23 protein-coding genes are annotated in these 26,980 nt (G+C 68.1%); 8 read left to right on the top strand and 15 right to left on the bottom strand.

The genetic code is table 11. The features are described 5' to 3' along the window. The first annotated feature begins 330 nt into the window (after nucleotides 1-330). Entirely contained in the window at nucleotides 331-846 is a 516-nt protein-coding gene (locus K309_RS0115345; RefSeq protein WP_029047252.1) for a MarR family winged helix-turn-helix transcriptional regulator, read from the top strand. Between the two features lie 89 nt (nucleotides 847-935). Here K309_RS0115345 and K309_RS36635 read toward each other — a convergent pair whose 3' ends face one another. The 13 genes from K309_RS36635 to K309_RS0115410 form a co-directional block, all read right to left on the bottom strand. After that, on the bottom strand, nucleotides 936-2,243 hold the full coding sequence (locus tag K309_RS36635; protein WP_245175991.1) for an MFS transporter: 1,308 nt from the start codon (nucleotides 2,241-2,243) through the stop codon (nucleotides 936-938). Between the two features lie 388 nt (nucleotides 2,244-2,631). Further along, complete coding sequence (locus tag K309_RS0115355) at nucleotides 2,632-3,588, bottom strand: PDR/VanB family oxidoreductase (RefSeq protein ID WP_029047253.1); 957 nt, start codon at nucleotides 3,586-3,588, stop codon at nucleotides 2,632-2,634. A gap of 29 nt (nucleotides 3,589-3,617) precedes the next feature. After that, on the bottom strand, nucleotides 3,618-4,592 hold the full coding sequence (locus K309_RS0115360) for a VOC family protein (RefSeq protein WP_029047254.1): 975 nt from the start codon (nucleotides 4,590-4,592) through the stop codon (nucleotides 3,618-3,620). A gap of 23 nt (nucleotides 4,593-4,615) precedes the next feature. Beyond that, entirely contained in the window at nucleotides 4,616-6,094 is a 1,479-nt protein-coding gene (locus K309_RS0115365; protein WP_029047255.1) for an aldehyde dehydrogenase, read from the bottom strand. A 145-nt stretch (nucleotides 6,095-6,239) separates the two neighbouring features. Further along, nucleotides 6,240-7,040, bottom strand: a complete 801-nt coding sequence (locus K309_RS0115370) for an aspartate dehydrogenase (protein ID WP_029047256.1) — start codon at nucleotides 7,038-7,040, stop codon at nucleotides 6,240-6,242. Nucleotides 7,041-7,053: 13 nt separating this feature from the next. Next, complete coding sequence (locus tag K309_RS0115375; protein ID WP_029047257.1) at nucleotides 7,054-8,763, bottom strand: thiamine pyrophosphate-binding protein; 1,710 nt, start codon at nucleotides 8,761-8,763, stop codon at nucleotides 7,054-7,056. Then, nucleotides 8,756-9,559, bottom strand: a complete 804-nt coding sequence (locus K309_RS0115380) for an SDR family oxidoreductase (protein WP_029047258.1) — start codon at nucleotides 9,557-9,559, stop codon at nucleotides 8,756-8,758. The genes K309_RS0115375 and K309_RS0115380 overlap by 8 nt, the downstream gene beginning before the upstream one ends. A 5-nt stretch (nucleotides 9,560-9,564) precedes the next feature. Beyond that, nucleotides 9,565-10,416 carry an IclR family transcriptional regulator gene (locus K309_RS0115385; RefSeq protein ID WP_029047259.1) on the bottom strand — a complete coding sequence of 284 codons (852 nt, stop codon included), beginning with the start codon at nucleotides 10,414-10,416 and terminating at the stop codon, nucleotides 9,565-9,567. A gap of 31 nt (nucleotides 10,417-10,447) precedes the next feature. Further along, a complete protein-coding gene (locus tag K309_RS0115390) occupies nucleotides 10,448-10,984 on the bottom strand; it encodes a cupin domain-containing protein (RefSeq protein ID WP_029047260.1) in 537 nt (178 codons plus the stop codon). Between the two features lie 46 nt (nucleotides 10,985-11,030). Then, the gene (locus tag K309_RS0115395; RefSeq protein ID WP_029047261.1) at nucleotides 11,031-11,804 is read right to left on the bottom strand and encodes an SDR family oxidoreductase; all 774 of its coding nucleotides are present in this window, start codon (nucleotides 11,802-11,804) and stop codon (nucleotides 11,031-11,033) included. Beyond that, the gene (locus K309_RS0115400; protein ID WP_029047262.1) at nucleotides 11,797-12,867 is read right to left on the bottom strand and encodes an aromatic ring-hydroxylating dioxygenase subunit alpha; all 1,071 of its coding nucleotides are present in this window, start codon (nucleotides 12,865-12,867) and stop codon (nucleotides 11,797-11,799) included. Before K309_RS0115400 ends, K309_RS0115395 begins: the two co-directional genes overlap by 8 nt. Before the next feature lie 39 nt (nucleotides 12,868-12,906). Continuing rightward, entirely contained in the window at nucleotides 12,907-13,212 is a 306-nt protein-coding gene (locus K309_RS0115405; protein WP_369796432.1) for a recombinase-like helix-turn-helix domain-containing protein, read from the bottom strand. 238 nt (nucleotides 13,213-13,450) lie between these two features. Then, nucleotides 13,451-14,335, bottom strand: coding sequence for an alpha/beta fold hydrolase (locus K309_RS0115410; RefSeq protein ID WP_029047264.1), 885 nt, complete (start codon nucleotides 14,333-14,335; stop codon nucleotides 13,451-13,453). Nucleotides 14,336-14,916: 581 nt separating this feature from the next. On the opposite strand from K309_RS0115410, the gene K309_RS0115415 reads away from it, so the two are divergent. The 3 genes from K309_RS0115415 to K309_RS0115425 all read left to right on the top strand — a co-directional run bounded on the left by K309_RS0115415 (nucleotide 14,917) and on the right by K309_RS0115425 (nucleotide 17,761). Next, the gene (locus tag K309_RS0115415; RefSeq protein ID WP_029047265.1) at nucleotides 14,917-16,011 is read left to right on the top strand and encodes a porin; all 1,095 of its coding nucleotides are present in this window, start codon (nucleotides 14,917-14,919) and stop codon (nucleotides 16,009-16,011) included. Nucleotides 16,012-16,128: 117 nt separating this feature from the next. Next, nucleotides 16,129-17,115: a Bug family tripartite tricarboxylate transporter substrate binding protein gene (locus K309_RS0115420; RefSeq protein ID WP_029047266.1), complete on the top strand. Its 987-nt coding sequence runs from the start codon at nucleotides 16,129-16,131 to the stop codon at nucleotides 17,113-17,115. Nucleotides 17,116-17,269: 154 nt separating this feature from the next. Next, nucleotides 17,270-17,761 carry a DUF421 domain-containing protein gene (locus K309_RS0115425; RefSeq protein ID WP_029047267.1) on the top strand — a complete coding sequence of 164 codons (492 nt, stop codon included), beginning with the start codon at nucleotides 17,270-17,272 and terminating at the stop codon, nucleotides 17,759-17,761. Between the two features lie 40 nt (nucleotides 17,762-17,801). Here K309_RS0115425 and K309_RS0115430 read toward each other — a convergent pair whose 3' ends face one another. Both K309_RS0115430 and K309_RS0115435 read right to left on the bottom strand, forming a co-directional pair. Continuing rightward, entirely contained in the window at nucleotides 17,802-19,385 is a 1,584-nt protein-coding gene (locus K309_RS0115430; protein ID WP_029047268.1) for a fatty acid--CoA ligase, read from the bottom strand. 37 nt (nucleotides 19,386-19,422) lie between these two features. Continuing rightward, complete coding sequence (locus K309_RS0115435) at nucleotides 19,423-20,205, bottom strand: SDR family NAD(P)-dependent oxidoreductase (RefSeq protein ID WP_029047269.1); 783 nt, start codon at nucleotides 20,203-20,205, stop codon at nucleotides 19,423-19,425. A gap of 409 nt (nucleotides 20,206-20,614) precedes the next feature. On the opposite strand from K309_RS0115435, the gene K309_RS36640 reads away from it, so the two are divergent. From K309_RS36640 to K309_RS0115455, 4 genes are all read left to right on the top strand, one after another. Next, nucleotides 20,615-22,888 (top strand): mechanosensitive ion channel family protein, encoded by a 2,274-nt coding sequence (locus K309_RS36640; protein ID WP_051320480.1) that lies wholly within the window; start codon nucleotides 20,615-20,617, stop codon nucleotides 22,886-22,888. A gap of 473 nt (nucleotides 22,889-23,361) precedes the next feature. Next, nucleotides 23,362-24,558, top strand: a complete 1,197-nt coding sequence (locus K309_RS0115445) for a helix-turn-helix transcriptional regulator (protein ID WP_029047270.1) — start codon at nucleotides 23,362-23,364, stop codon at nucleotides 24,556-24,558. A 196-nt stretch (nucleotides 24,559-24,754) separates the two neighbouring features. Beyond that, nucleotides 24,755-25,915: an acyl-CoA dehydrogenase family protein gene (locus tag K309_RS0115450; protein WP_029047271.1), complete on the top strand. Its 1,161-nt coding sequence runs from the start codon at nucleotides 24,755-24,757 to the stop codon at nucleotides 25,913-25,915. A gap of 47 nt (nucleotides 25,916-25,962) precedes the next feature. Then, nucleotides 25,963-26,952, top strand: coding sequence for an acyl-CoA dehydrogenase family protein (locus K309_RS0115455; RefSeq protein WP_029047272.1), 990 nt, complete (start codon nucleotides 25,963-25,965; stop codon nucleotides 26,950-26,952). Nucleotides 26,953-26,980: the final 28 nt, after the last annotated feature.

Raw genomic sequence — 26,980 nt, forward strand, 5'->3', positions numbered from 1 at the left:
CTCATCAACGATTCCTGTGGGGGCGCATTCGCGGCGTTGGAGTGGGCTGTCGTGCGCACCGCGAAAACAGGGTTGGCTCGGGGATCACATCTCTGCGGATGTTTTATTAGCAAAACGTATGTTCACATCAGGAACGTGACTACTGTAGGCCGCCAATATTGACAACTCAACTTACTGGAATCACCAATTGACTTTTGATACGTGTCGATGGATTTTCCCCAGGTGGTAATGACGAGACATTGGTGCCGGACTCGCTGCCGCCTGTGAGACAATCTGGCCGCCCACCGGCCCGGACAAGCCTGGCCGGCAGACACCAGAGAAGAGGACCGCATGCCCCGTGACGCCGCGCCCGCCCAGGGCCAGCCCGCGCCAGACCTGACCGCCAGCCCGTGGACCGACCTCGACGAGGCCGGCAACGGCCTGACCGTCGACAATTTCCTCACTACGATGCTGAGCCAGCTGGTAACGGTGCTGCGCAGCACCGTTACCAAGCCCTACGCGGAGCAGTTCGGCCTGACCGTGCCGGAGTGGCGCATCCTCGCGCTGCTGGCGCATGCGAAAGAACTGCCCTTCTCTGAGCTGGTCACGCAATCGACCTCGGACAAGGCACTGGTCAGCCGCACGCTGCGGCTGCTGGAAGACCGCGGGCTGGTACGGCTGACTTCGGCCGGCAACACGCCGCGCAAGAAGCTGATCTGCGCCATCACCGAAGCCGGGGCGGCGCTGCACGACCAGGTGATGCCGCTGGCTCGCAAGGGCCAGGCGGAAGTGATCCGGATGCTGTCGCCGGAGGAAAGGGAGGCGGTCTACCTGGGGCTGCGCAAGTTGCTGCGGGCGCAAGGCTAACGCAGCGCCAGGTCGCACAGCAAAAGAAAAAGGCCGCCCCGGATCCCGGCGCGGCCTTCAAAAGATGAACGGGACGAGCACGCGCCCGTTCAGACCTCCAGCTCCTCCAGCACCTGCCCTTTGGTCTCGATGCCGAAGAAGTGAACGGTGAGCGCCGCCAATGCGGGGACCACGGCCAGCGCGAAGAACGCCACGTTGAGCGTGCCGTTGCCGATGGTGCCGGCGATCAGCGTCGGCGCGAAGATTGCGGCCAGCTTCAGCCAGGCGCCGCCAAGCCCGCAGCCCATCGCGCGCACGCTGGTCGGATACAGCTCGGGCGTATAGACGTACGCGGTGATGAAGCCGCTCGCCAGGAAGCCCATCGCCAGCGCGCAGAAGGTCGCCACCACGTACACCGACGAGGCGTGGAACACGCCGGCCAGCACCAGCGACAGCGCGCACAGCAGGAAGGACACGTTGATCACCGGCTTGCGGCCGACCTTGTCGACGATCATCGCGCACACCAGCGAGCCGACCACGCCCAGCACCGAAGCGCCCGCGGCGAGATTCAGCGCCAGTTGCAGCGGCGCGTGGTAGACGGTCTTGTAGACCGTGGGTAGCCACGTCGACAGGCCGTACTGGATAAAGCCGCAGGTCGCCCACAGCATCCACACCGCGATGGTGCGCCCCAGATAGGCCTTGCTGACCAGGTCGCGCACGCGGCGGCGCGGGTGCTGGGTCATGCGGTCGTAGGCGCTGGCGTTCTGCGGTGGCGGCAGCGGGGCCCTGGCGCGCGCCTCGAACGCGCGCAGCGCGGCGTCGGCTTCTTCCAGGCGGCCTTTCTCCGCCAGCCAGCGCGGCGATTCGGGAATCACGCGCTTCAGGATGAAGAACAGCACCAGCGGCACGCCGCCGATGAAGTACATCACCTCCCAGCCGTAGTGCGGCACCAGCCAGGCGCCGACGCCGTTGGACACCATCAGGCCGATCGGGAACACCACCTCGTACAGCAGCACGAAGCGCCCGCGGCCATGCGCGCGCGTGACTTCGTTGATATAGGTGGCGGCAACCGGCAGTTCGCCGCCGAGGCCCAGGCCCTGCACGATGCGCAGCAGCAGGAAGATCTCGAACGACGGCGCCAGGCCGCAGGCAATGCTCATCAGGCCGATGATGCCCGCGCTCCAGCCGATCGAGCGCAGCCGGCCGAAGCGCTCGGCCAGCCCCGGGAACAGCAGCGCCCCGACCAGCTGGCCGACCGACGGTGCCGCGATCAGGACACCAATCTGCATCGGCGTCAGCGACCACTGCGCGATCAGCAGCGGCAGCGTGGCGGCAATGGCGATGACGTCGAAGCCGTCGAAGAAGGTGGCCAGGCCGATCAGCAGCCGGGCGCGGACATGCATGGCGTTGCCCGGCATGCGTTCGATGCGGGCGACGATATTGCCGCGCGTGACCGGGCCGCTGCGGGCCGCTGCGGGCGGTGGCCGTGGCGGCGCCCTGGCCGGCACTGTCGGCCGTGGTCACGATACCTGCGGTGGCGGCCACCGGTGCGCCGGGGGACGCTGCGTCTTGTCTCTGGGTCAGCACGGGAACTTCTCGGTTGGATTCTTTTGGGTTGCTCCCCTCTCCCGCATGCGGGAGAGGGGTTCGGGAGAGGGCAGGCGCTTGCTGGCGGCATGTACCGCGGCTTACCCGGGGCCTTGGATGCGGAAGTCGGGATTTGGCAGCGCGCTGGCTACGGCGTGCGCTTGCCCTCTCCCCCGCCCCTCTCCCGCGCGCGGGAGACGGGAGAACACAATCGCGGGATTACAAATCCAGCACCAGCTTGCTGCCCTTGCACCCGGACACGCACACCATCATGGTCTTGTTGCTGGCGCGCTCGCTGTTGCTCAGCACGCTGTCGCGGTGGTCCGGGCAGCCTTCCAGCACGGCGGTCTCGCACGAGCCGCACACGCCTTCGCGGCAGCTGTACTCGACTTCCACGCCGGAATCGAGCAGCGCATCGAGCAGCGACTTGCCCGACGGCACCTTGACCAGCGAGCCGGTGCGCGACAGCTGCACCACGTACTCACCTTCCTGCACCGCCTCGGTCGACGGGTCTGCGGCAAAGCGCTCGATATGGACGTTGGGATAGGCATGCGCCTCGCACGCGGCCTCGAACGCATTCAGCATCGGGCCGGGGCCGCAGCAGTAGAAATGCGTCTGCGCGTCCTGACCGCCCAGCATGGCCTTCAGGTCCGGCGGCGCGCCCGCTTCGTCGTCGAAATGGAAGCGCACCGCGTCGCCGTAGGCCGACAGCGTTTCGACGAACGCCGCCTCGGCGCGCGAGCGCGCGCAGTAGATCAGCGTGAACGACTTGCCCAGCTCCGCCAGCCGGCGCGCCATGCAGACGATCGGCGTGACGCCGATGCCGCCGGCCACGAGCACGGTGTGCGCCGCGCTCTCGTCCAGCTCGAAGTTGTTGCGCGGCGCGCCTACCGTCAGCGTGGCGCCGACGCGCAGCTGCTCGTGCACGTAGCGCGAGCCGCCGCGGCTGCCGCGGTCAAGCAGCACGCCCACGGTGTAGCGGTTGCGCGCTTCCGGCGCGCCGCACAGCGAGTAGCTGCGCACCAGGCCGTTGCCCAGGTGCAGGTCGATGTGGGCGCCCGGGCTGTACTCGGGCAGGGTCTTCCCTTCGGGATCTTGCAGTTCGATGCTGACCACGCCGCGCGCTTCGTAGCGCATGGCCTGGACGCGCAGGGTCAGGGACTGGTGGGCACTCATTGCTGCTTCCTTCTGTTGCGCTTCTCTGCTTACCGCTTCTCGGTCAGGAACTTGCCTGCCGGGCCGCCCGCGTTCTTCTGGCGGCGGGTGTTGCCGTCGATGCCGCCCTCGATCGCCCATTCGGCGAACATGGTCGGGCCCGGTTCGAAGGCACGCGGCTCCCAGTGTTCGTCGAGCTGGTCTTCATCGGCGTAGTACTCGATCAGGCCGCCGGCGGGGTTCTTGAAGTACCAGAAATAGGCCGAAGAGATCGGGTGCCGGCCCGGGCCGAGCTGCGTGTCCCAGCCCTTGCGCGAGACGTGCATGCCGCCGCCGAACACTTCATGGATATCGCGCACGGTGAAGGCGACATGGTTCAGGCCGCTCTTCGGTTCCGGCAGCTGCAGCAGGAACAGGTCATGGTGGCCGCCGTCCGCCGTGCAGCGCAGGAACGCGCCACGGTCCGGGTAGCGGTCGGAGGGCACGAAACCGAACTTCTCCACATAGAACTGCTCGGTGGCCTTGACGTCCTTCACAAAGAACACCACGTGGCCGACTTCGATCGGCGTGGCGTGGTCGTAGATCGGGCTGCGCTGGTTCATGCGCGGCTTGTCGTTCCACGTGTTCATCAGCGCGCATTCGACCTGCACGTCATGCTTGTGCGTGACCTGGAAGCGCACGGCCAGGCCGTTCGGGTCCGTGCAGCCGATGCGCAGCGTGTCGCCCTCGCCTTGCCTGATGAAGCCCGGCGCATCGGCGATCGCGCCGGCCAGATGATCGAGCGATGCCTGCGATTCGACACCCCACACCACTTCGCGCAGCGTCGGGCCGGCCTCGATCGCGGGCGGCAGCGACGGATCGTCGATGCGGCGCACCAGCACGCGGCAGCCGTTCAGCGTTTCGAAGTCCAGGCCCTGCGCGTCATCGCGCTTGATGGCCAGGCCCCAGTCCGAGAAAAAGCCCCGGCAGGCGTCAAAGTCATCCGCGCCGTAGACGATCTCGTCGATTCCCAATACCTTGATCATTGCTTCTCTCCAGCCTGCCGGGTTCAGTGGTTGGCCCACGGCAGCGGTTGTTCGTTCAGGCCCCAGTACACGCTTTTCTGCTCCATGTACTGCAGGATGCCCAGCCGTCCCTTCTCGCGGCCGAGGCCGCTGTCGCGCCAGCCGCCGAACGGCGTCGCAATCGAGAACTGCTTGTAGGTGTTGATCCACACGTTGCCCGCTTGCACGGCACGTGCCACGCGCCAGGCGCGCTTGTAGTCGCGCGTCCAGATGCCGGCGGCCAGCGCGTAGACGCTGTCGTTGGCCTGTTCGATCAGGTCGTCCTCGTCGTCGAACGGGATCGCCACCAGCACCGGGCCAAAGATCTCTTCCTGGCAGATGCGGGCGTTGTTATCCAGGCCTTCGATGATGGTCGGCGTATAGAAGTAGCCATTGGGCAGGCCGGCCACGTCGGGACGCAAACCGCCGGTGCGAAGCTGGCCGCCTTCGTGCACGCCGGTCGCGACATACGATTCGATGCTGTCGCGGTGGCGGTCGGTGATCAGCGGCCCCATCTGCGTGCGCTCGTCGGCGGGATCACCCACGCGCAACTGCGCGGCCCCGTGCGCCAGGCGGTCCATGAAGGCCTCGTATTGCGAACGCGCCACGAACAGGCGCGAGCCCGCGATGCACGATTCGCCCGACGAGCTGAAGATGCCGTACAGCACGCCGTTGACCGCGTGGTCGAGGTCGGCGTCGTCGAACACCATGGTCGGCGACTTGCCGCCGAGCTCCAGCGACACCGGCATCATCTTGTCGGCGGCGATATGCGCGATGTGCTTGCCGGTGGTGGTGCCGCCGGTGAACGACACGCGGCGCACCAGCGGATGCTTGGTGATGGCGTCACCGATCACCGAGCCCTTGCCGGGCAGCACGCTGATCAGGCCCCTGGGCACGCCGGCTTCTTCGCAGATGCGCGCCAGCTCCAGCGCCATCAGCGGCGTGACTTCGGCGGGCTTGACCACCACGGCGTTACCGGCGGCCAGCGCGGGGGCCATCTTCTGCGCCTCGCTGGCGATCGGCGAGTTCCACGGCGTGATCGCCGCGACCACGCCCATCGGCTCGTAGACGCTCATGGTCAGGCAATCGCCGCGCTGGGGTGTGATGGTTTCTTCCAGCGTTTCGCAGGCAGCGGCAAAGAACTGGAAGGTGCCGGCGGCACTGGCGACCAGCGCGCGCGTCTCGCTGATGGGCTTGCCGTTGTCGAGGCGCTGGCGCTGGGCCAGCGGCTCGGCTTGTGCGCGGATCAGTTCGGCCACGCGGTACAGCACGGCGGCGCGCTCGTGCGGCTTGCGTTGGGCCCAGCCGCTGGTAAGGAAGGCGTGGTGGGCGCCCTGCACGGCTTCTTCCACGTCAGCCAGGCTGGCGGCGTTCAGTTCGGCGACGACTTCGCCGGTCGCCGGGTAGCGCGTGCCGTAGCGGTCGCCGGTGCCGAGGCGCCATTCGCCGGCGATGCAGATGGGAAGTACTTCTTGTGGGTTCATGTCGTTGCCTGCTATGTCTGTCGTTGCCTGGGCCCTGCTGCGGTCTCTTGCTGCGACGGCGTTGTCAAATGCTGCTGCGTAACTCCCCTCTCCCGCTTGCGGGAGAGGGGAGCAAACACGCAGCGGTCGTTGGCGCCTCAGTTCCTTAAATCGAAACCGCGTGCGCCCGGTTCCCCAGCGCCCGCACCACGCTGAACACCGTCAGCGCCGACGTCTTCGGATTCGCCGCCAGCGGCTTGCCGCGCATCGTCAGCTCAAACCCGCCGAACGCCCCACGCGCTTCCACATGATGCACGTTCTCCACCGCATGCGGATCGGCCAGCAGCTTCACCGACGTGCGGTCCAGCCCGAGGCCGGCCAGCGACACGGTGGCGGCGACGTTGGCGTTCTTCGGGTACAGGCGCGCGGCATCGCGCGCGGTGCCTTCGAAGATCACCGTCGTCTCGGTCAGCGCATCCAGGTCGAACAGCTTCTCGGCCGGCGTGCCAATCCACGCACGCGCCGGCTTGCGGCCCGTGTAGATGACTTCGTCCAGCCCGCCGACGCGGGCCGCGGCCAGCGCGTCGATCGCGCCGATCGCGCCGGACAGCAGCTGCACCTGCGTGCCGCCGCGGCGCGCGGCCGCTTCCAGACGCTCGGCCATGCCGGGCTCGGACAGCGCGCCCACCGACACCACCATGCACGGGATGCCGCGCTCCAGCGCCGGCACGATGTGCTCTTCCAGCGCATGGTGGCCAGCGCACTCGACCAGCAGGTCGGGACGCTGGTCGTCCAGGTGCGTGGCCACGCGGGCGCTGGGCGCCAGCGCGGAGAGCGCGCCGCGGGCCTCGTCCATCGCGCTCTCGGGCACGATCACCACGTCGAAGGCGACGTCGGGATCGCTCTTGAGCAGCTCAAGCACGCCGCGGCCGATCGCACCGCACCCAATCATGGACACATGCAGCATTTTTCTGCTCTCCTCAGGCGCTGACGGTGGCCTGTTCCGAAGCCGGGGTTTCCTTGTTCACCGGCGGGCCGGCAAACACGGTCTTGAAGCTGCCGATCGACAGCATGTCGATTTCCAGCAGGAACGGGCCGGGCTCGACCGTGGCCTGCTCCAGCGCGGCACCGACTTCGGCCAGGCTGCTGACGCGCGCATGGCGCAGCGACAGCGACTTCGCCAGCGCGGCGTAGTCGGGCGTATGCAGGTCCACGTAGTGGCGGCGGCCGCCGTACTGCGCGTCCTGGATGTTCTTGATCACGCCGTAGCCCTTGTCGTTCATCAGCACGATGACCATGTCGGCGCGTTCCTGCACCGCGGTGGCCAGTTCACCCAGGTTCAGGATGAAACCGCCGTCACCGGCCAGCGTGAAGGTCTTCTTGCCCGATGCGGTGGCCGCCGCGCCGATCGCGGCGCCGATGCCCATCGCCAGGCCCTGGCCGATGCCGCCGCCCAGCGCATGCACGCCGGCGCGCGAGTCGAAGATGCGCAATTCGCGGTTGCCCCAGGTGCTGTTCGACACGGTCACGTCGCGCACCCAGTTGAAGTTGCGGCCCACCGCGCCCTGCAGTGCCTGCACCAGTGCCGAGTACGGGCCGAGGCCATCGACCAGGCTGTTGACGGCGGTGTCGTGCGCACGGCGCAGGTCGGCGGCGAAGGCCGGGTCGACCTTCATACGCTTTTCGAGTCGATCTGCGAGGGCGTCCAGCGCCAGCGCGGCGTCGCCGCTGACAAAGTAGTCGCTCAGGTAGCAGCGGCCTTCGGCGGCCGGGTCGGCGTCGATGCGCAGCAGCGGGCGCGGCAGCTTCAGTTCGTACTTCAGCGTTTCGTTGCCACGCAGGCGCGAACCCACCACCAGCATCGCATCGCAGGTCTGGTAGAAGGCCTCGACCGGCTTGTGCAGGTTGTAGGCGCCCAGCGAGCGCGGATCGTCCTCCGCCACGATGCCGCGGCCTTGCGTGCTGGTGACCACGCCGAAGCCCAGGTCCAGCAGGCGCTGCACCTGCTTGCTGGCGTGGCGCGCACCGCCGCCCAGCCACAGCAGCGGGCGCCGGGCGTTGACCAGGCGCTCGGCCAGCGCATCGAGCGCGTGCGCCGACGGCACGTGCTGCGGCACCGGCAGCGGCTGCAGGTCCACCGGCATGTCGATCAGCGCGGCCTGGATGTCGATGGGGATTTCCACGCTGACCGGGCCGGTCGGCGCCGTCAGCGCGGTCTGCACCGCCAGCTTGATGGTGCTGATCGCGGTGTCGGCGCTGCGGATGCGGAAGGCGGCCTTCGACACGGCCTTCAGCATGGTGAGCTGGTCCGGCGCTTCGTGGATGTAGGCCAGGCTCTGGTCCAGGTACGGCGTCTCGATCTGGCCGGTGATATGGAGCATCGGCGTGCCGGCGGTCAGCGCTTCGACCATGGCGCCGGCGGCGTTGCCCGCGGCGGTGCCGGTGCTGGTCAGGCATACGCCCAGGCCGCCGGTGGTGCGGGCACAGGCGTCGGCCATGTTGGTGCCGCCCGCTTCGCCGCGTGCCGGCACGAAGCGGATCTTGCCGCGCTCGCCCATGGCGTCGAGGATCGGCATGTTGTGGATCGAGATCACGCCGAACGCGGCCTTGACCCCGCACTGCTCAAGGAACGCCGTGATGGCGCAGCCGACGGTGACCTGCTGTTGTTCGTACTGGTGTTGATTAGGCATGACGGGAGTGTCCTCCGGAGATATCGATATGGCTGCCCGCGGTGTACGAAGACAACGGCGAGGCAAGGAACAGGATGGCGCGGGCTGCCTCGACAGGCAGTCCCAGACGTCCAAGGGGAATATGTTTCTGCTGGGCCAGGCGCGCGGTCCACGCGCCCCAGTCCAGGTGGCGGTCTTCTTCGGGGCGCGCCTCGAAGCGGCGGCGCCACTGGCCCGATTCGACCAGCCCGATCAGGATGCCGTTGACGCGGACACCCTTGGGCGCGAACTCGGTGGCCATCGAGCGCACCAGGTTCAGCACGCCGGCGCGCGCGGCGGAAGTCGCCACCATGTGCGGCTCGGGCTGCTGCGCCAGCAGCGAGTTGACGCAGACGATGGCGCCCTGGCCCGACTTCTCCAGCTGCGGCAAGAACGCGCGCGTCGGGTGGATCACGGAGAAGAACTTGAGCTGCAGTTCGTCCATCCAGGCCGCGTCTTCGGTATTGGCGAAGGTGGACACGCGGCCCTGGCCGGCGTTGTTGACCAGCATGTCGACGTTGCCCAGCGTGGCCTGCACGTCGGCGGCGAAGGCGGCGACCTGTTCCGCCTTGAGCACGTCACAGGTGGCGGCATGGAGCCGGCACCCGGGGAATGTCTCGCGCAGCTGCGCTTCGGCGCTGCGCAGGCGGGCTTCGTCGCGGCCGCACACGGCGACTGCGGCGCCCGCTTCGAGCAGCAACTCGACGGTCGCCAGCCCGATGCCGGAGGACCCGCCGGTAACGACGGCAATCTTGCCGCCGAGTTCAATCATGGACATTGTCCTCACTCCCGATACAGATTCACGACCTTGCCGGCGCTGTGCAGCGACGGCCGGTAGTCGAGCAGGCGCGACAGCTCGCCCGCGGTGTTCCTCACCTTCTCCACCATCGCGTCCAGCTGTTCCGGATCGATATGCGCGGCGGGAATGGTGGCGCCGAGCGCCGCCACCACCTTGCCGGTGCGGTCGCGCACCGGCGCGGCGATGGTCGAGATGCTGGCCTCGAAGAAGCCTTCCTGCAGCACATAGCCGCGCTCGCGGTCGCGCTGCACGATGGCAAAGAGCGCATCGGCCGTGCGCGGCGTGCTGTCGGAGAACACTTCCAGCTGCGCCTCCGGATACAGCGCGCGCAGTTCCGCCAGCGACAGGTCTTCGAGCAACACCCGGCCCAGCACCGTGGCATGCGCCGGCAAACGCGTGCCGACGTTGACCGAGCTGGCGAAGGGCCGCGGCGACACCGCCTTGGCCACATACACGATCGAACGCCCGTCGCGCACCACCAGGTTGGTCGGATAGCCGATCTCGTCGCGCAGCCGCTCCAGCAGCGGGCGGCCCAGCTCGGTCAGCTCCAGCGACGCCAGGTACTCGAACCCGAGCCGCAGCACCGCCATGCCCAGCCGGAAATCGCGGCCGCCGTCGGCGCGCTCGACAAAGCCCAGCATTTCCAGCGTGGCCAGCAGGCGGAACACGGTGGAGCGCGGCACCTTCAGGCGGCGCGCCAGTTCCGCGGCCGACATGGTGCGGTCCTTGCTGCTGAACTCGCCAAGCAGGCGCAGCCCGCGCTCCAGGCCCGGGACGATGTACTTGTCCGGGGTCTCGTTGGCGGCTGGCGTCGTCGGGAAGGCGTTGGTGTTCATGGTCAGTGCGTGCGGACGGGCCGGTGGCGCATCAGCGCTTGATCTTCGACAGCGGGTGCTCGGGCGGGTAGGTCGGCGTGATCGGCTTTTGGGCGCCGAGCATCACGCACATCAGCGCGTCTTCTTCGCCGATATTGATTTCCTCGCGGTACACGCCCGGCGGCACCGAGACCAGGTCGCGGTCGGTCAGGATGGTCTCGAAGCGCTCGCCGTCCTTTTCCAGGATCAGCTTGATCTTGCCGCGCATGACGAAGAACACCTCTTCCACGTCGGTGTGGATATGCGACGGGCCTTCATGACCGGCCGGGATGATCATCGTCGAGAAGGTGAAGTGTTCGCTCGGCACCGTGTTGGTGTCAGCGGCCACGCCGGTGCCGCCGGTGCCCAGGTAGCGCATCTGCGCGCGGCGGTACTTGGGGTCGTAGTCGGCCTGGAACTTCAGCGCGTCCCAGTCGTACTTACGCGTGGAGAAGCGCGCGACGCGGCTTTCCATCCACTGGTCGAACGAGGCGCCGTCCGGCTGGTCCCAGGAACGCTTGATATTTTGCTGTTGGGAAAGATCGCTCATTTGGATTCCTTCTGCTTTTGATGTGGCTTTCGGTGGATCGGTTGGATCAATGCATGACAAAGCCGCCGTTGACCGCCAGCGTCTGGCCGGTCACGAAACGGGCGAGGTCGGACAGTGCGAACAGCACCGCGCCGCAGACGTCGTCGGGCAGTTGCTCGCGCGAGATCGCGCGCTGCTCGCGGTACAGGTCGTGGCGGTGCTGGGGCACGTATTCGGTGGCTTCCACCAGCGTCAGGCCAGGGGCCACCGCGTTGACGGTGATCTGGTCCTTGCCCAGCTCGCGCGCCAGCGAACGGGTCATGCCGATGATGGCGCTCTTGCTGGCCACATAGGCGAGCAGGTTGGGCGCGCCCCACAGCGGCGTATCCGAGGCCAGGTTGACCACCGCGCCACGGCCGCTGGCGCGCAGCGCCGGCAGGCAGGCCGCGGTCATCAGCCAGGTGCCGCGGACGTTGACGTTCATCACGCGGTCCCAGGTGGCGATGTCGATGGCGCTGGCGTCGCGGCCGCCCGAATCGGTCACGGCGGCGTTGTTGACCAGGCCGTCGAGGCCGCCCAGGGCCTTCACCGCCGCGTCGGCGCAGGCCTGCACCGAGGCGGGGTCCGACAGGTCGAGCGTGACCGGCACCACTTTCAGTCCGGCAGCCCGCAACGCGTCAGCTTCCTGCTGCAGGCGCTCGGCCAGGATGTCGGCCATGGCCACGCTGGCGCCGGCTTCGGCCAGCGACTTGACGAAGGCCAGGCCCAGGCCGCGCGCGGCGCCGGTGACCAGCACCTTGCGGCCTGCCAGCAGCGTGTTGTTCTGGATGGCCTCAGGCATGGCTGGCGGCTCCCGAGGCTTGCGCCGGTTTCAGCATGGCAACCGGCTCGTCGGCGACTTCCTGCTCGGCGCGGCGCTTCAGCAGACGGCGCACGCGCGTGATGCCGGCATCGTGCTGGTACAGCATCTCGTGGTCGCGCGCGTTGGGGGCCATCATTTCCAGCACCACGCGGTCCTGCTCCAGCACGTCCCAGTGCAGCTGCTCCAGGCGATTGCGATACAGGAAGCGCCACACGTCGCGCTCCCAGCCCTGCACGTGGCGGGTACGCCAGAAGAACACCATGCAGTGGTCTTCATCCACCGGGGTAGCCATGCCGACGATGCCGAACGGACCGCCGGGGCCGACGCTGGCGCGGTACGGGATCGCCAGGCGCAGCCACAGCGTGCCGGTCTCGCCGAATTCCACCCAGTCGAAGTTGACGCCGCGCTGGCCGGTCTTCTCGAACACCAGGCCGTGCTCGGTTTCGCGGATCTGCATCACGGCGGACTTTTCGCCGCAGGCCATCGAATGCGACACCGCGTGCAGGTAGGCGCCGTGCATCGGGTCCATCACGTTGTCGATGGCGTAGCGGTAGTTGCAGTCCCAGTGCGCCACGCACAGGAAGTTGCTGTGTTCCTCGCTGACCAGTTCTTCCGGCAGGCGCAGCTCGTCGGGGCTGCCTTCGCCTTGCGGCGCCTGGTCGCCGAACCACAGGAAGATCGCGCCGGCCTTTTCCTGCACCGGGTAGCTGCGCACGCAGGTGCGGCCTTCCAGCGGGCAGCTTTCGACCGCCGGCACGCTCTTGACCTGGCCGTCGCCGCCGACTTCCACGCCGTGGTACCAGCAGGCGACGCGGTCGCCCAGGTTCCAGCCCATCGACAGGCGCGCGCCGCGGTGCGGGCAGCGGTCTTCCAGCGCGTGGACCTGGCCGGCGCCGTCGCGCCACAGCACGATGTTCTGGCTCAGGCGGGTGATGCCGATCGGGGCATGGGTCACGGCCCATGAGGCGGCGACCGGGTACCAGTAGTTGCGCAGGCCGGTGTTCAGGCGGGCTTCGGCGCGGGCTTGCTTGTTCGATTCCATGTGGTTCTCGCTAAGAGCTGTTCCGGGGCGGCTTGGTTCTCAGGCACCCAGACGGCGCATTTCCGACAGGAAGCGCTCTTCGGTCCAGGGCTGGCTGTCGACGGTCAGGAAGCCGGCGGCGTTGAACGCGCGCACGATGTCCTGCGGGCTCTGCGCACCGCCTTCGAAGGCGGCCTCGAGCGCATCGCCAAGCGCGTTCTCATAGGCGCTCGGGGCGCTGGCGCGGGTCTGCCACACGATGTTGGCAACCTTGCCGGGCTGTTCGATATGGCCCTTGCCTGCGACGTTGTTCGGCGCCGGACGCTCCCAGGGCACCAGGTTCGGGTTGTACGAGAGGCTTTCCATTGCGCTTTGCTCCATGTCTTGCAGCGTTGGTGGACCGTGTTCCGAACCGCCCGGGCGCGCCCTGCTTTTGCGTCCGTCGTGTTTTACTAATGAAACACTGGTTTAGATATTGAACACAGGTACGACTATAGACAACGCGACCGCAAAAATTGACTGGGGTAAACCCGTGAGTCCGGGTCAGGTGGCGCAAGCGTCGCGCCAGGGCAGCGGCGCCGCACGACTGGCGGCGCTGGCGGGATCAGGCGGTGCCTTCAGGCAGCGCCGAGCGGATCAGCCGTGCGGTGGCGGCGGCCTGCTCGATGTAGCACGCATGGCCGGCGTCGGGGATCAGGGCCAGCGGCAGGTCGAAGCGTTCGGCCAGCGTGCCGCAGGCCAGCGGCGTGGTCACCACGTCGTGGCTCCCGCAGGCGATGCGCGTGGGCAGTAATGGCGGACGGCGCGACAGGTAACGGTCGATATCGTCGCCGCACAGCATCGCCACGGCCTGGCGATAGCCGTCCGGGTTGAGCCGCTGCATGTTCCAGCGCACCCACGACTGTGCCCCGGCATCGGCCAGCTCGCTCAGCAGCCGGGCGGGCCCGCGTTGCGCCAGCCCTTCCACGCCGAACGTGTCCAATGCCGCCAGCCGCTGCTGTGCCACCTGCTGCGCCTGCGCCTCCTTGCCCGCGGCGCCGTATCCCTGGGCCACGCTCAGCAGCAGCAGCCGCGCGGGCAGGTTGCGTGCATTGGCGACATAGGCCGCGGCCATCAGTGCGCCCAGCGAATGGCCGACGATCAGGGCAGGCTGGATCGCCAGCGCCTGCAGCATGCCGTCCAGCCGTTGCGCGTAGTCGGATGCGAGCGGGCGCTGCTGCGCCAGCGGCGTCGAATTGCCGTAGCCCGGCGCGTCCCAGGCGATCACGCGCGCCTGCGCGGCCAGCAGGCTGGCGCAAGGCAGCCATGAAGCTGCGCCTGAGCTGATGCCATGCAGCAGCACGATCGAGGGCCCGCTGGTGCCGCCGCTGCGGTAAGCCACCTGTGCGCCGCCGTCCACCGTTACCTCGCGTTCCGCAAACCCGTTGCTCAGGGCCTCCAGGAGCCGCCGGTCCGGCTGCGAAAAAGTGGGGGGCTGATTCTGTTTCATATATAAAACTTAGGTTTGCAAATAAAACCTCTGAAGCATAGGCGTGCGTATCGGGAAACTGGATCAGGGTAAACGATAGGCCTATCCAGCTCGAAAGCCCAACGCACCGGGGCTGGTGCACGCACCGTTTGCGCGGCGTGGCCGGCCGTTGGCCCTTTGCATCGGGCGCAATGCCTTTGCCGGTGCGGCAAAACGCGTGAAAGGACGGGCCTTGGATGGCGCGCGCAGAGGCGTGACGACGTACCGTGCCGCGCGCACGCCAGGCTTCCCGCGAGTGCAGCCGGCGGCTGTCCAGCATGTCATCGCCGTACCGCACTAGGGATAACCCTCCTCACCGCTTTTCGAAACTCGAAGCTATATTTCGTTCAACGTTTCTTATGTTGTTTGATGTTCCATATATAAAACAGAAAAGCGGCTATGACGGCATTTTTCGCTAGGCATCACCGCTTCTGACGGCTCACTCGGGCCAACAAGAGGAGACACCCCTGCCAACAACGAGCCTGCCCTGAATCCGCCCGCCATCGCAGCGGCCCGGACCACAAAGACGAATACAAGACAGAAAAACGGAAGGAAACTGGTAGATGAAACTTGCACGAACCGCCGCGGCGCTGCTCGCGGCTTCCCCCCTGCTGGCCTCGGCCCAATCTTCGGTGACGCTTTATGGCGTCATCGATACCGGTGTCGAGTATGTGAGCAATGTCGGCGCCAACGGCGACAGCCTGGTGCGCGTGCCCAACAACACCGCCACGGTGCCGTCGCGCTGGGGCATCCGCGGCACGGAAGACCTGGGCGGCGGGCTGAAGGGCCTGTTCGTGCTGGAATCGGGCTTTTCGCCGGACACGGGCAACGCCAACCAGGGCGGCCGCCTGTTCGGACGCCAGGCGCTGGTCGGGCTGAGCAACCAGTATGGCCAGCTGTCGTTCGGCCGCCAGTACACGATGCTGTTCTGGGCCATCCTCGACAGCGATATCCTGGGGCCGAACGTGTACGGTTCGGGCTCGCTCGACAGCTACCTGCCCAACACGCGCGCCGATAACGCGGTCGCGTACAAGGCCAACTTCAATGGCTTCGTGGTTGGCGCGACCTACAGCTTCGGCCGCGACGCGGTCAACGCCGGCCCCAGCCCGGCCGGCACCAATTGCGCCGGTGAGAACCCCGCCGACAAGAAGGCCTGCCGCGAGTGGTCGGCCATGATCGGCTATGACAGCAAGACCTGGGGCCTGATCGCGGCCTACGATTCGCAGCGCGGCGGCCCCGGCGCCTTCGGCGGCCTGACCAACAGCAACCTGACCGACGACCGCCTGTCGCTGGGCGGCTATATGCTGCTGAAGAACACCAAGCTTGGCGCCGGCTGGATCCGCCGCGACAACGAAGGCAGCCCCACGCCGGTCAGCGACCTGTACTACGCCGGCGTGTCCTATGACATCACCCCCGCGGTCAACCTGGCCGGCCAGGTCTACTTCCTGAACTACCACGGCAGCGACAACGAGGCCATGCTCTACGCGCTGCGCGCGACATACAGTTTCAGCAAGCGCACCTCGGTTTATGCCACCGCGGGCTACATCAACAACGACGGCCAACTCGCCATGTCGGTGAGCGGTGGTTCGCCCGGCTCCAACCCCCGCCCTGGCGCAAACCAGTGGGGCTCGATGCTCGGCATCAAGCACATCTTCTGAGTCGGCCGAGTTGGCCACCACGCCCCGGCGCCGCGCGCCGGGCTTCACCAGCCGCTTCACCGGCCATGTTGGCCCCGGCCCCCGCCGGGCGCCAGGTTTTACCGAGGTCTGAACATCATGAAGTCTGCACGCCGCAAAGTCCTGGCCACGCTGGCCGCCGCCGCCTCCGTACTCTGCACCGGCACCTCCCTGGCGCAGGGCGCGTACCCGAGCAAACCCATTACCATCGTCGTCGCCTATCCGGCCGGCGGCGATGTCGACGTCCTGGCCCGCATGTTCGCGGAAAAGCTGGCCCCACGGCTGAAGCAGTCGGTGGTGGTGGAAAACCGCACCGGCGCCGCCGGCACCATCGGCAGCGCCTATGTCGCGCGCGCCAACCCGGACGGCTACACGCTGCTGCTGGCGCCCAACACCGTGGCCATCGCACCGCTGGTGCTGAAGGCCGGCACCGGCGCCACCTACGACGTGCAGCATGACTTCACGCCGATCTCGCAGATCGGCACGCAGTCGCTGTTCGTGGTGGTCAACAAGGGCACCGGCATCACCAAGGTCAGCGACCTGGTGGCGCGCGCCAAGTCCGGCAAGGTCGAAACCTATGCCACGCCGGGCAACGGCTCGCCGATGCACATCATGGGCGAACTGTTCAACAAGTCCGCCGGCATCAAGATCAGCCAGGTGCCATACCGAGGCCTGGCGCCCGCCATTGTCGACGTGATCGGCGGCCAGGTGCCGGTGACCTACGTCACCTACGGAGCGGTGGCGCAGTACGTGGGCAACGGCAGCCTGGTGCCGCTGGCGGTGGCGGACCTGAAGCGCTCGCCGTTCGCGCCCAACGTGCCGACGCTGGCGGAGCTGGGCTACAAGGATGTCGAGATCGGCGCCTGGCAGGCGCTGCTGGGTCCGAAGAACATGCCCGCCGACGTGGTGCGCACGCTCAACACGCACGTCAACGACATCCTGAAGATGCCCGACGTGGTGTCGCGCATGGCCACCATCGCGGTCACGCCGGCGGGTGGCGAGCCAGCCTCGCTGTCGAAGCTGATCGCCGCGGATACCACGCGCTATACGAAGATCGTGAAGGAATTCGGCATCCAGGCCGACTGACCTCGCACCGGCTGCCTCCTGCACAAGCGGCAGCCCGCCGGCTGCGCTACGGCAATCCGTACGCAGCCGCTGCAAGAATTACTGTCGGCGCGGCGGCGTGTCGTGCACAAGCGCCATCCCTGCAAAGTGGCCCGGAAGTTGCTGCGTTCCGGGCATGGACTTCTCGTTCGACTGGCGCGAAGCGCTCTTCTTCACCATCTCGCCGCTCGAGACCGTCATTCGCGGCACGGTGATGTACTGGGCGCTGTTCCTGATGTTCCGGTTCGTGGTGCGGCGCGACATCGGCTCGATGGGCATTGCCGACCTGCTGCTGGTGGTGATCGTTGCCGACGCGGCGCAGAACGGCATGGCCGGCAAGGGTGAAGGCATTGCCGACGCCATGCTGCTGGTCGCCACGCTGATCGCGTGGAACCGGCTGATCGACCTGCTGGCCTACCATTTCCCCACGTTCCAGCGCTTTGCCGAAGCGAAGAAAATCCTGCTCGTGCGCAACGGCACCAGGCTGCGCGAAAACATGCGGCGCGAATCGATCACCGACGACGAGCTGGAAGCCAAATACCGTGAACAGGGAGTCGAGAAGCTCGAGGAGATCAAGTCGCTGTACCTGGAGGCGGATGGCAAGGTCAGCGTGATCAAGAAGAAGTAGATGCTGCTCCCTGCCCCGCTCGCGGAACAGGGAGCCAGCCTTAGTTCACCTGCCGGCTCATCCCCTCCCAGAACGGCTCGCGCAGCTTGCGCCGCAGCAGCTTGCCGGACGGATTGCGCGGCAGTGCGTCGACGAACTCGATGCTCTTCGGCACCTTGTAGCCGGCCAGCCGCTGGCGCGTCCACGCAATGATGCCGTCGCGGTCGGGCGACTGCCCCGGCTTGAGCACGACGATGGCCTTGACCGCCTCGCCCCACTTCTCGTCCGGCACGCCGATCACCGCCACGTCGGCCACCTGCGGGTGGCCGTAGATCGCGCTTTCGACCTCGGCCGGATAGACGTTCTCGCCACCGCTGATGATCATGTCCTTGACGCGGTCGTGGATGTACAGGTAGCCCTGCGCATCCATGTAGCCCGCGTCGCCGGTGCGCAGCCAGCCATCGGCGTCGATGGTGCGCGCGGTCTCCTCGGGCTGCTTCCAGTAGCCGGCCATGTTGTGCTGCGAGCGCACCACGATCTCGCCGACTTCATCCGGCCCGAGCGCGCGCCCTTCATAGTCCACTATCTTGATTTCCACGCCCGGCAGCGGCTTGCCTGCGGCACGCATGCGCGGCACCTCTTCGGTGGTGTGGTCCTCGGGCGGCAGTGCGACGATGGTGCCGGTGGTCTCTGTCATGCCGTACTGCTGCACGAAGCCGCAGCCGAACACCTCGATACCCTCGCGCAACAGCGCCGCCGGAATCGGCGCGGCACCGTACAGCAGGTACTTCAGCCGCGAGTAGTCCACCTGGCGCGCGCGCGGGTCGCGCAGCACGATCTGCATGGCCGCCGGCACCATGAACAGCTTGCTGACGCGCTCGTGCTCGATGAAATCCAGCACCGCGCGCGGGTCGAATTCGCGCGCGACCACGCCCTTGGCGCCCGAGAGCAGATTGCGCAGTCCCCAGCCCGAGCCGCCGATATGCGCCACCGGCATCGCCACCAGCGAGATATCGTCGGCAGTCCAGTGCGACCAGGGAATGCCTTCGCGCTCGCTGACCTCGGTGCCGATGGTCAGGTTGCGGTGCGTCAGCATCGCGCCCTTGGGCCGCCCGGTGGTGCCCGAGGTGTACAGCTGCAGCACCACATCATGCGGCGCCGGCCGGTGTGCCGGCGGGGTGGCCGGCTGCGCGTCGCGCCAGTCGGTGTAGCAAGGGGCATCGCCGCCGTCGGCGCACGGTTCCATCAGCACCACCTTGCGCACCATCGGCAACGCCGGCAGCAGCGACTTCGCCATCGCCGCCGATTCCGGCCCGACGAACAGCACCACCGCATCGCAATGGCCGACGATGAATTCGATCTCCGGCGGCGCCAGGCGCCAGCTGGCCGGCGTGGTGACGACGCCGGCCTTGGCCGCGCCGAGCAGCAGTTCGAAGTAGTGGTCGCTGTTCTTGCCGATATAGGCAATGCGGTCGCCCGCGTGGATACCCTCGGCCAGCAGCGCCTGCGCGACCCGGTCGGTATTGCGCTCGAAGCCGGCGTAGGTGGTCTGGCGGCCCTCGAACGCATACGCCACCGCGTCGGGCCGCAGCCCGGCGAAATGGCGCACGGCATCAGGCAGCGTGCTCAGGTAGCTGAAATCCATCCGCGTCTCCGTGTTGATTGGATCCAGGCCGCTTCGCTCAGCGCGGCGCCATCCGGATGGCGCCGTCCAGCCGCACGGATTCGCCGTTGAAATAGCCGTTGCGGCACATCTCGACGGCCAGCGAGGCGAACTCTTCCGGCTGGCCCAGGCGCTTGGGGAACGGCACCGAAGCAGCCAGCGCGGCCTTGACGTTCTCGGCGGCGCCCTGCAGCAGCGGCGTATTGAAGATGCCTGGCAGGATGGTATTGACGCGGATGCCCTCGCCCGCCAGGTCGCGCGCGATCGGCAGCGTCATGCCGACCACGCCGGCCTTGGACGCCGAGTACGCGGCCTGCCCCATCTGGCCATCCTGCGCCGCCACCGATGCGGTGTTGATGATCACGCCGCGCTCGCCGCCCGCGGTGTCCAGCGTCAGCATGCCTGCCGCCGAGCGCGCGATGCAGCGGAAGGTGCCGATCAGGTTGATCTGGACGATGCGCTCGAAGGCATCGGACGGGAAGAACTTGATCTGGTCCGGCGCCTCCTTGGAACGCGACGCGGTCTTGATGGCGTTGCCGGTGCCGGCGCAGTTGACCAGGATGCGCTCCTGGCCGATAGCGGCGCGCGCCTTGGCGAAGCCGGCTTCGACCTCGGCCTCGGAAGTCACGTTGACCTGGCAGAACACACCGCCCAGCTCGCGCGCCAGCGCTTCGCCCTTCTCGACGTTGAGGTCGAACAGCGCCACGCGCACGCCTTGCGCCGCCAGCGCCCGCGCCGTCGCCGCGCCCAGGCCCGAGGCGCCGCCCGTTACCACTGCCGATACCGATGCATTGAGTTCCATGCCGTCTTTCCTTTGTGCTTTGTGTCTTGTGTCTGGCCGGGCGGGCGACCGGCTCCGGTGCGCGCGCCCGTGCTCTGTCCGCGATCCGTGAAGGCCGGCGGGTGCGGAAATGCCCACGCCGGAGTGGGTTCGAGATTCGTGGATCGGCGCAAGCCACGCATCGTCCGAAGCGACGAATGGTGCGGCGGGGCCCGGCAGGCCGGATGCCGCGGTGCGGCACCCGGCACCGCCGATGCGCTACAGTGGCGCGATCGACGGTCATTTCCGCGCGCCCCCGCCAGCAACGTCACGCCGGACCGGACACGGACATCCAGCCATGTGCAAACCCGATCGCAACGCCCACTCCCGATCGATGTGGCCACGCCGGCTCGCACCATGTGCCAGCCTGACCGCGCATGTCGTGCCGCTTATGCCGGCGCCGCTTATGCCGGCGCTGCTGGTGCTGGCGCTGTGGTTTGCGCTGCTGGCGCCGGCCACGGCTGCAGGCCCGCTTGCCACGCTGCTGGCGCCAGCCAAGCCCGCGCCCGCGAGCGCGCCGGCGGCCCCGGCCAGCGTGCCGCTGGCGCAGTCGCTCGACCAGGTCATCGCCACGCTGCAGGACGACCGCGAGCGGCGCGCGCTGGTCGGCCAGCTGCAGGCCCTGCGGCGCGGCCTGGACGCTTCCGGCGCGGTGCCGGCGCCGGCGTCCGCCGCGGCGGCCGGCGCTTCGGCACCGGGGCTGATCGGCGCCGTGGCCGAGGTGCTCGACGAAGTCGACACGCACCTGCGCGAGGACCGCGGGCCGTGGCAATACTGGGGCTGGCGCTCGCGCTTTGCCGGCGACGAATGGCGCGCCGCGCTTACCCATCACGGCACCCGCCCGGCACTGGACTCGCTGCGCGAATTCGCGCTGGTGCTGGCGGTATGGGCCGCAAGCGGCTGGGGCCTGTGGGAGATCGGCCACCGCATCCGGCGCCGCCGCGCGCCGCCCCGTCCGCGTACCGAGCGCTCCAGGCTGCCCGAGGTGCCATCCTGGGTGGATGTCGGCATTTTCATGCTGCGCCATATCGGGCCCTGGGTGGTCGCCTTCGGCATCACGCTGCTGATGGCGACGCGCACCTTCACGCATTCGCCAGCCGCCCTGGCGGCGGTACTGGTCGCATACGCCATCGTGGCGGGTGCCATCGCCGCCGCGATGTGCCAGGTCATCTTCGTCCTGTTCCGCACCGCCCACCGCCAGCTTGCGGTGCGACAGCTACTGGCGCGCTCGCCGTGGTTGCTGTTCGCCATCGGCGCACTGGCGGCCCTGGGCGACAGCGCCACGGACAGCCGCGTCATCGCCGTGATCGGCACCAACCTCGCCGCGCTGGTGTCGACCACGGCAAATATCGCCGCGGCGCTGGGCATCGGCGTGTTCGCCCTTTGCTTCCGGCGCCAGATCGGCCAGCTGATCAGCCAGCGGCCGCTGGCCTTCCGCCAGTCGCACCCGGGCATGACCGACCTGCTGCGGCTGATCGGACAGGCCTGGCATTTGCCGGTGCTGGCGGTGGTGGTCACCTCGGTGATCGGCACGCTGCTCGCCGCCGGCCACGCCGATGTGTTCCTGCGCCGCACCGTCGCCTCGGTCGCACTGTTCGTCGCGGCGCTGCTGCTGACCATGGTCGCCAGGCGCTCGCCCAAGGCAACGTCGCAGCCGCCGCGCTTCCGCGACCGCCGCCGCTCGGCCTACGTGCAGCGCTTCGGCCGCTTCGGGATCGCGCTGGTGCGGGTGCTGGTCTGGATGGTCTTTGTCGCCATGGTGATGCGCGTGTGGGGCACGTCGCCGGTGCGGCTTGCGGAGTCGTCGGCGGCCGGCCGCCATATCACCGAGACGGTGTTCAGCGTGACCAGCACCGTGCTGCTCGCCTGGCTGGTCTGGCTGCTGATCGACACCGCCGTCACGCAGTCGCTGTCGCCGGCGCATGGACGCGGCGCTCAGCCCAGCCTGCGTGCCAAGACCATCCTGCCGCTGGTGCGCAATGCCTCGTTCATCGCCCTGCTGGTGATCGCAGTGATTGCCGTGCTGGCCAACCTGGGCGTCAACGTGACACCGCTGCTGGCGGGCGCGGGGGTGGTCGGGCTGGCGATCGGCTTCGGGGCGCAGAGCCTGGTGCAGGACCTGATCACGGGGCTGTTCATCGTGGTCGAGGATTCGATTGCCATTGGCGACTCGATCGAGCTGCCTGACCATGCCGGCGTGGTCGAAGGCATGACCATCCGCACGGTCAAGCTGCGCGACGGCCGCGGTGCGCTGCATACGCTGCCGTACAGCCAGATCAAGGCAGTCAAGAACCTGTCGCGCGGCTATGGCTATGCCGTGTTCAGCATCGGCATCAGCTACCACAGCGACCTCGACCGGGCGCTCGAGCTGATCCGCACCACCGGCACGGAAATCGCGCGCGATCACCGCTACGCACGCAACCTGATGTCGGGGCTGGACATCCTCGGGCTGGACCGCTTCGACCCCAGCGGGCCAGTCGTGATGGCACAGTTCAAGACCCGGCCGCTGACGCAGTCGGAAATCACGCGCGCGTTCAATGCACGTCTGAAACGTAACTTCGACGCCAACGGCATCCACATGGCTTCGCCCAGCCTGACCATCCAGGTCGATGGCAAGGGGTTGCAGCTGGCGGGCGACGAGCAAGGGAACCCGGCGGCACCATAGCAGCCGGGTTCTTCACCCCCGTTCGCAGAAACGGGTACGGAGTACGGCAACCCCGATTGTCCGTATTGCCATCGGGGTCTTTATGCCCCAAGAATTTCGGACACATGTGGCGTCTGTGAAACGCCCGGGACTAATTCCGTGCTGAAAATTTGACGTTCTCGTCACGTGCATTGCCATACGCCCGCCATGTCGAGGCTGTGATTGCCCCGCGTTCGCTGCAAAGCAGCAATTGGCGCGGCCTCCAGCCATGCGCTACATCTGCAATCCGTGTTTTCCCTCCCGACACGGGGGACAAAACAAACAACATTGTTTGGCATGATTGCCTTAGCGCAGCCATGAGACATCGCGGGACAGCTGCAACAGCCGCATCAGCGCATGTACAGAACGCCAGAGCGGCACCGATAACACAAAAGGAAGTGGCCATTTGCCGTGGCACGAAGCAAGAGGCGTTTGCCACCGGGGGAAATGTGAACATGGGCGAACACCCGACTGTGGACGAGGATTTCCATCGTCTGGTCGACTCGATCTACGAGTCCGCGCTGGACGTTGCGGCAATGCCCGCGGCCCTGGACCTCTTTTCCCGGTACACCTCCACCGGCAGCCCGCGCTACCTGATCTGGGACAAGCTCGCCCGCCATGCGCGCCTGGGCGTCACGCCCCACGGCTGCTTCACCAACGGCGCCAGCGTTCCCGAATGGCTGCCCAGTCCGCTCGACCTGCCCCACGCCGACGCCCCCTGCTGCGCGCAGGCCGACACGCCTGACAGTGCCGGCTGCACGCCCATGCATGCCGCCTCGCACGATGGCGCCGTGGCCGCGAGTCCGGCGGCCACGCTGGCCTGCAGCGGACTCGAACAAGGCATCCGCCTGATCGAGAACGCCGAAGTCTGCGTGCTGATGAGCGGCACCAGCGCGGGCACCATCAGCGCCGGCCAGCGCGAGCGGCGCCTGGCCCACGTCATGCCGCATTGGGTACGCGCCGCGCGCATGCAACAACGCAATTTCGAGCTGAGCGGGCTGGCCAGCCTTGGCCTGGCCGGCCTCGATACCCTGGACTTTGGCGTGATGGTGCTGCAGGCCGATCTGCGCGTGCGCTACGCCAACAGCTGGGCCGAGGCGCTGGTTCAGGCTGACAGCCACCTCTCGCTGCAGGACGGCGTGCTGCGCGCCCACAGCGACACGCTGCAGGCAGTGCTGCGCAAGCTGCTCGACGGCGCGGTGCGCGGCCGCGGCGCCGAAGCCGCCTCGGGCTCCTGGATGCACATCACCTCCGGCGGGCAGCCGGTGCCGATCATCGTCACGCCGCTGGTTTCGCGCCAGCCGGTGGAAGGCCCGTGGCAATTGCCGGCCGCGATGATGCTGTTCGGCAATTCGGAATCGCGTTCGGTGCTCGACGCGGGCGTGCTGACCTCGCTGTTCGGGCTGTCGCGCAAGGAAAGCATCATCGCCATCCGGCTCGCGGCCGGCGAGACGCTGAATGAAATCGCCGAGCGCGAGTTCCTGTCGCCACATACAGTGCGCGTGCATATTCGCGATACGCTGCGCAAGACCGGCACGCATCGCCAGTCCGAGCTGGTGCGCCTGCTGCACCTGCTGCCGGGTGTCAATCTCGACCGCGGCGGCGTGACCTCGGCGGCCCGGCCGCGTGCGCCGCGATCGGGAACGGCCTGAAGCCCTGGCAGCGATCCCGGGCGCCCCGGGGCGGCGGCACCTCCATATCGAATCGGTATCGCTTCCCAATAAATCAATATTGGACTGGCGCTCGACGCGTGAACTACGCTGTGGCCCACCCTGAGCCATCCGGAATGCAAGGCAATCGCCGCCGCGTTCCGCCGGGGCTCGCGTGCCACAGCTACCGGACTTCACCGTGACCGCCTTGCTTTCCACCTTCGACCTGACGCCCCTGCCGCCGCACGCGCTCGCGTTCCGCGCCGAGGTACGCGCCTTTCTTGACGAGCACCTGCCCGCCCTTCCGCCGGAAACCCGCGCGCGCTCGTGGATGGGGTTCGATGCGGCGTTCAGCCGCGCACTGGCGGCGCGCGGCTGGGTCGGCATCACGCTGCCGGCGCAATTTGGCGGCGCCGGCCTCGATCCTTACTCACGCTTCGTGCTGGTGGAGGAGCTGCTGGCCCGGGGGGCGCCGGTGTCGGCGCACTGGATCGCCGACCGCCAGAGCGGCCCGCTGATCCTGCGCTACGGCAACGACGCGCAGAAAGCGCGCTACCTGCCCGCGATCTGCCGCGGTGAAGCGTTCTTCTGCATCGGCATGAGCGAGCCGAACTCCGGCTCCGACCTCGCCAGCGTGACGACACGCGCCATGCGTCAGCCTGATGGCACCTGGCGCCTGGGCGGCCGCAAGATCTGGACGACCAACGCCGACCGCTGCCATTTCATGATCGCGCTGGTGCGCACCTCCGGCACGCCGCAGGACCGCCAGTCGGGCCTGTCGCAGTTCATCGTCGACCTGCACGCGCCCGGCGTCTCGGTGCGGCCGATCCACGACCTGGCGGGCGACGCGCACTTCTCCGAGGTCACCTTCGACGACGTCGTGCTGGCCCAGGATGCGCTGGTTGGGCAGGAAGGCAGCGGCTGGGAGCAGGTCAACGCCGAACTCGCGTTCGAGCGCAGCGGCCCCGAGCGGCTGTACTCCAGCGTGGTGCTGCTCGACACCTGGCTTGATGCCATGCGCCGCCTGCCGCCGGCGCGGCGCGACACGGTGACCGCGGGCCGCCTCGCCGGGCACCTGGCGGTGCTGCGCGCGATGTCGCTGGCGGTGACCGCGCGCCTGGCGGCCGGTGAAAGCCCGGTGGTCGAGGCCGCGCTGGTCAAGGACCTGGGCACGACCTTCGAGCAATCGGTGCCGGCGCTGGTGGAAGCGGCGCTGGGCGACGAACCGGCACTGGCCGCCGACGGCGCGCTGTACCGCACGCTGGCCTACGTCACGCAGATCGCCCCGTCGTATTCGCTGCGCGGCGGCACGCGCGAGATCCTGCGCGGCATGATCGCGCGCGGCCTCGGCCTGCGCTGAAGCGCTGCCGCACCGTCCCGACGCCCTGCACCCCGACGAGACCCATCATGCATAACGCTTACTCCGACGCCCTCGACGCGCTGCTGCGCGATTGCTGCACGCCCGCCACGGTCCGCGCGCTGGAACGGCAGGCCGATCCCTGTCCTTTGTGGCAAACGCTGCGCGACAGCGGCTTTGCCGACTGCCTGCTGCCCGAGGCCGCCGGCGGCGCCGCGCTGCCGCTGCCTGAACTGGCGCCGGTGCTGTTCCTCACCGGCCGCCATGTCCTGCCGCTGCCGCTGGCGCAAACCATCTTCGCCCGCGCCGTGCTGCACGCGCATGGTATCGACCTGCCCGACGGACCCGTCGCCCTGGCGGGATTCGAGGAGGGCGCGCCCGCGGCGCTCGTCGCCGACGCGCGCCATGCCCAGTGGTTCCTGGTGCAGGACGGCGAGCGTTGCCTGCTGCTGCCTGCGGCCGACGCGCGCGCCGAGCCCACCGGCGCGCACGCCGACCTGACCCTGCGGCTGCCACGCCCGGACGCGGCCACGCCGGCTGCGTTCCGGCTGGCGCCGGGCACGCTGCGCTCCCTTGGCGCCTGCCTGCACGCGGTCCAGCTGGCCGGGGCGCTGTCGCGGGTGCTCGACCTGACGCTGCAGTACGCCAACGACCGCCAGCAGTTCGGCCGCGCCATCGGCAAGTTCCAGGCGATCCAGCACCAGGTCAGCGAGATGGCCGAGCACGTGGCGGCAGCGCGCGTGGCGGCGCAGCTCGCCTGCGACAGCAGCACCGGGCAGCCCGACCGCCTGCGCGCCGCGATCGGCAAGCTGCGCGCCAGCGATGCCGTCACGCCGGTGGCGGCCATCGCCCATGCGGTGCACGGCGCGATCGGGATCACGGAGGAATACGACCTGCAGCTCTACACGCGCCGGCTGCATGCCTGGCGCGTGGCGGACGGGTCGGAGCGCTGGTGGAGCCGCGTGCTGGGCGAGGCGGCGTTCGCCGACACGGACAGCCGCGCAGTCGAACTGGTGCGCGGATGGTGCGAGTGCGAGTAAAAGTGCAAGCGCGCGCGTTGCCTGAGTC

The organism is Cupriavidus phytohabitans (genome assembly GCF_000426345.1).
Classification (GTDB): Bacteria; Pseudomonadota; Gammaproteobacteria; order Burkholderiales; family Burkholderiaceae; genus Cupriavidus.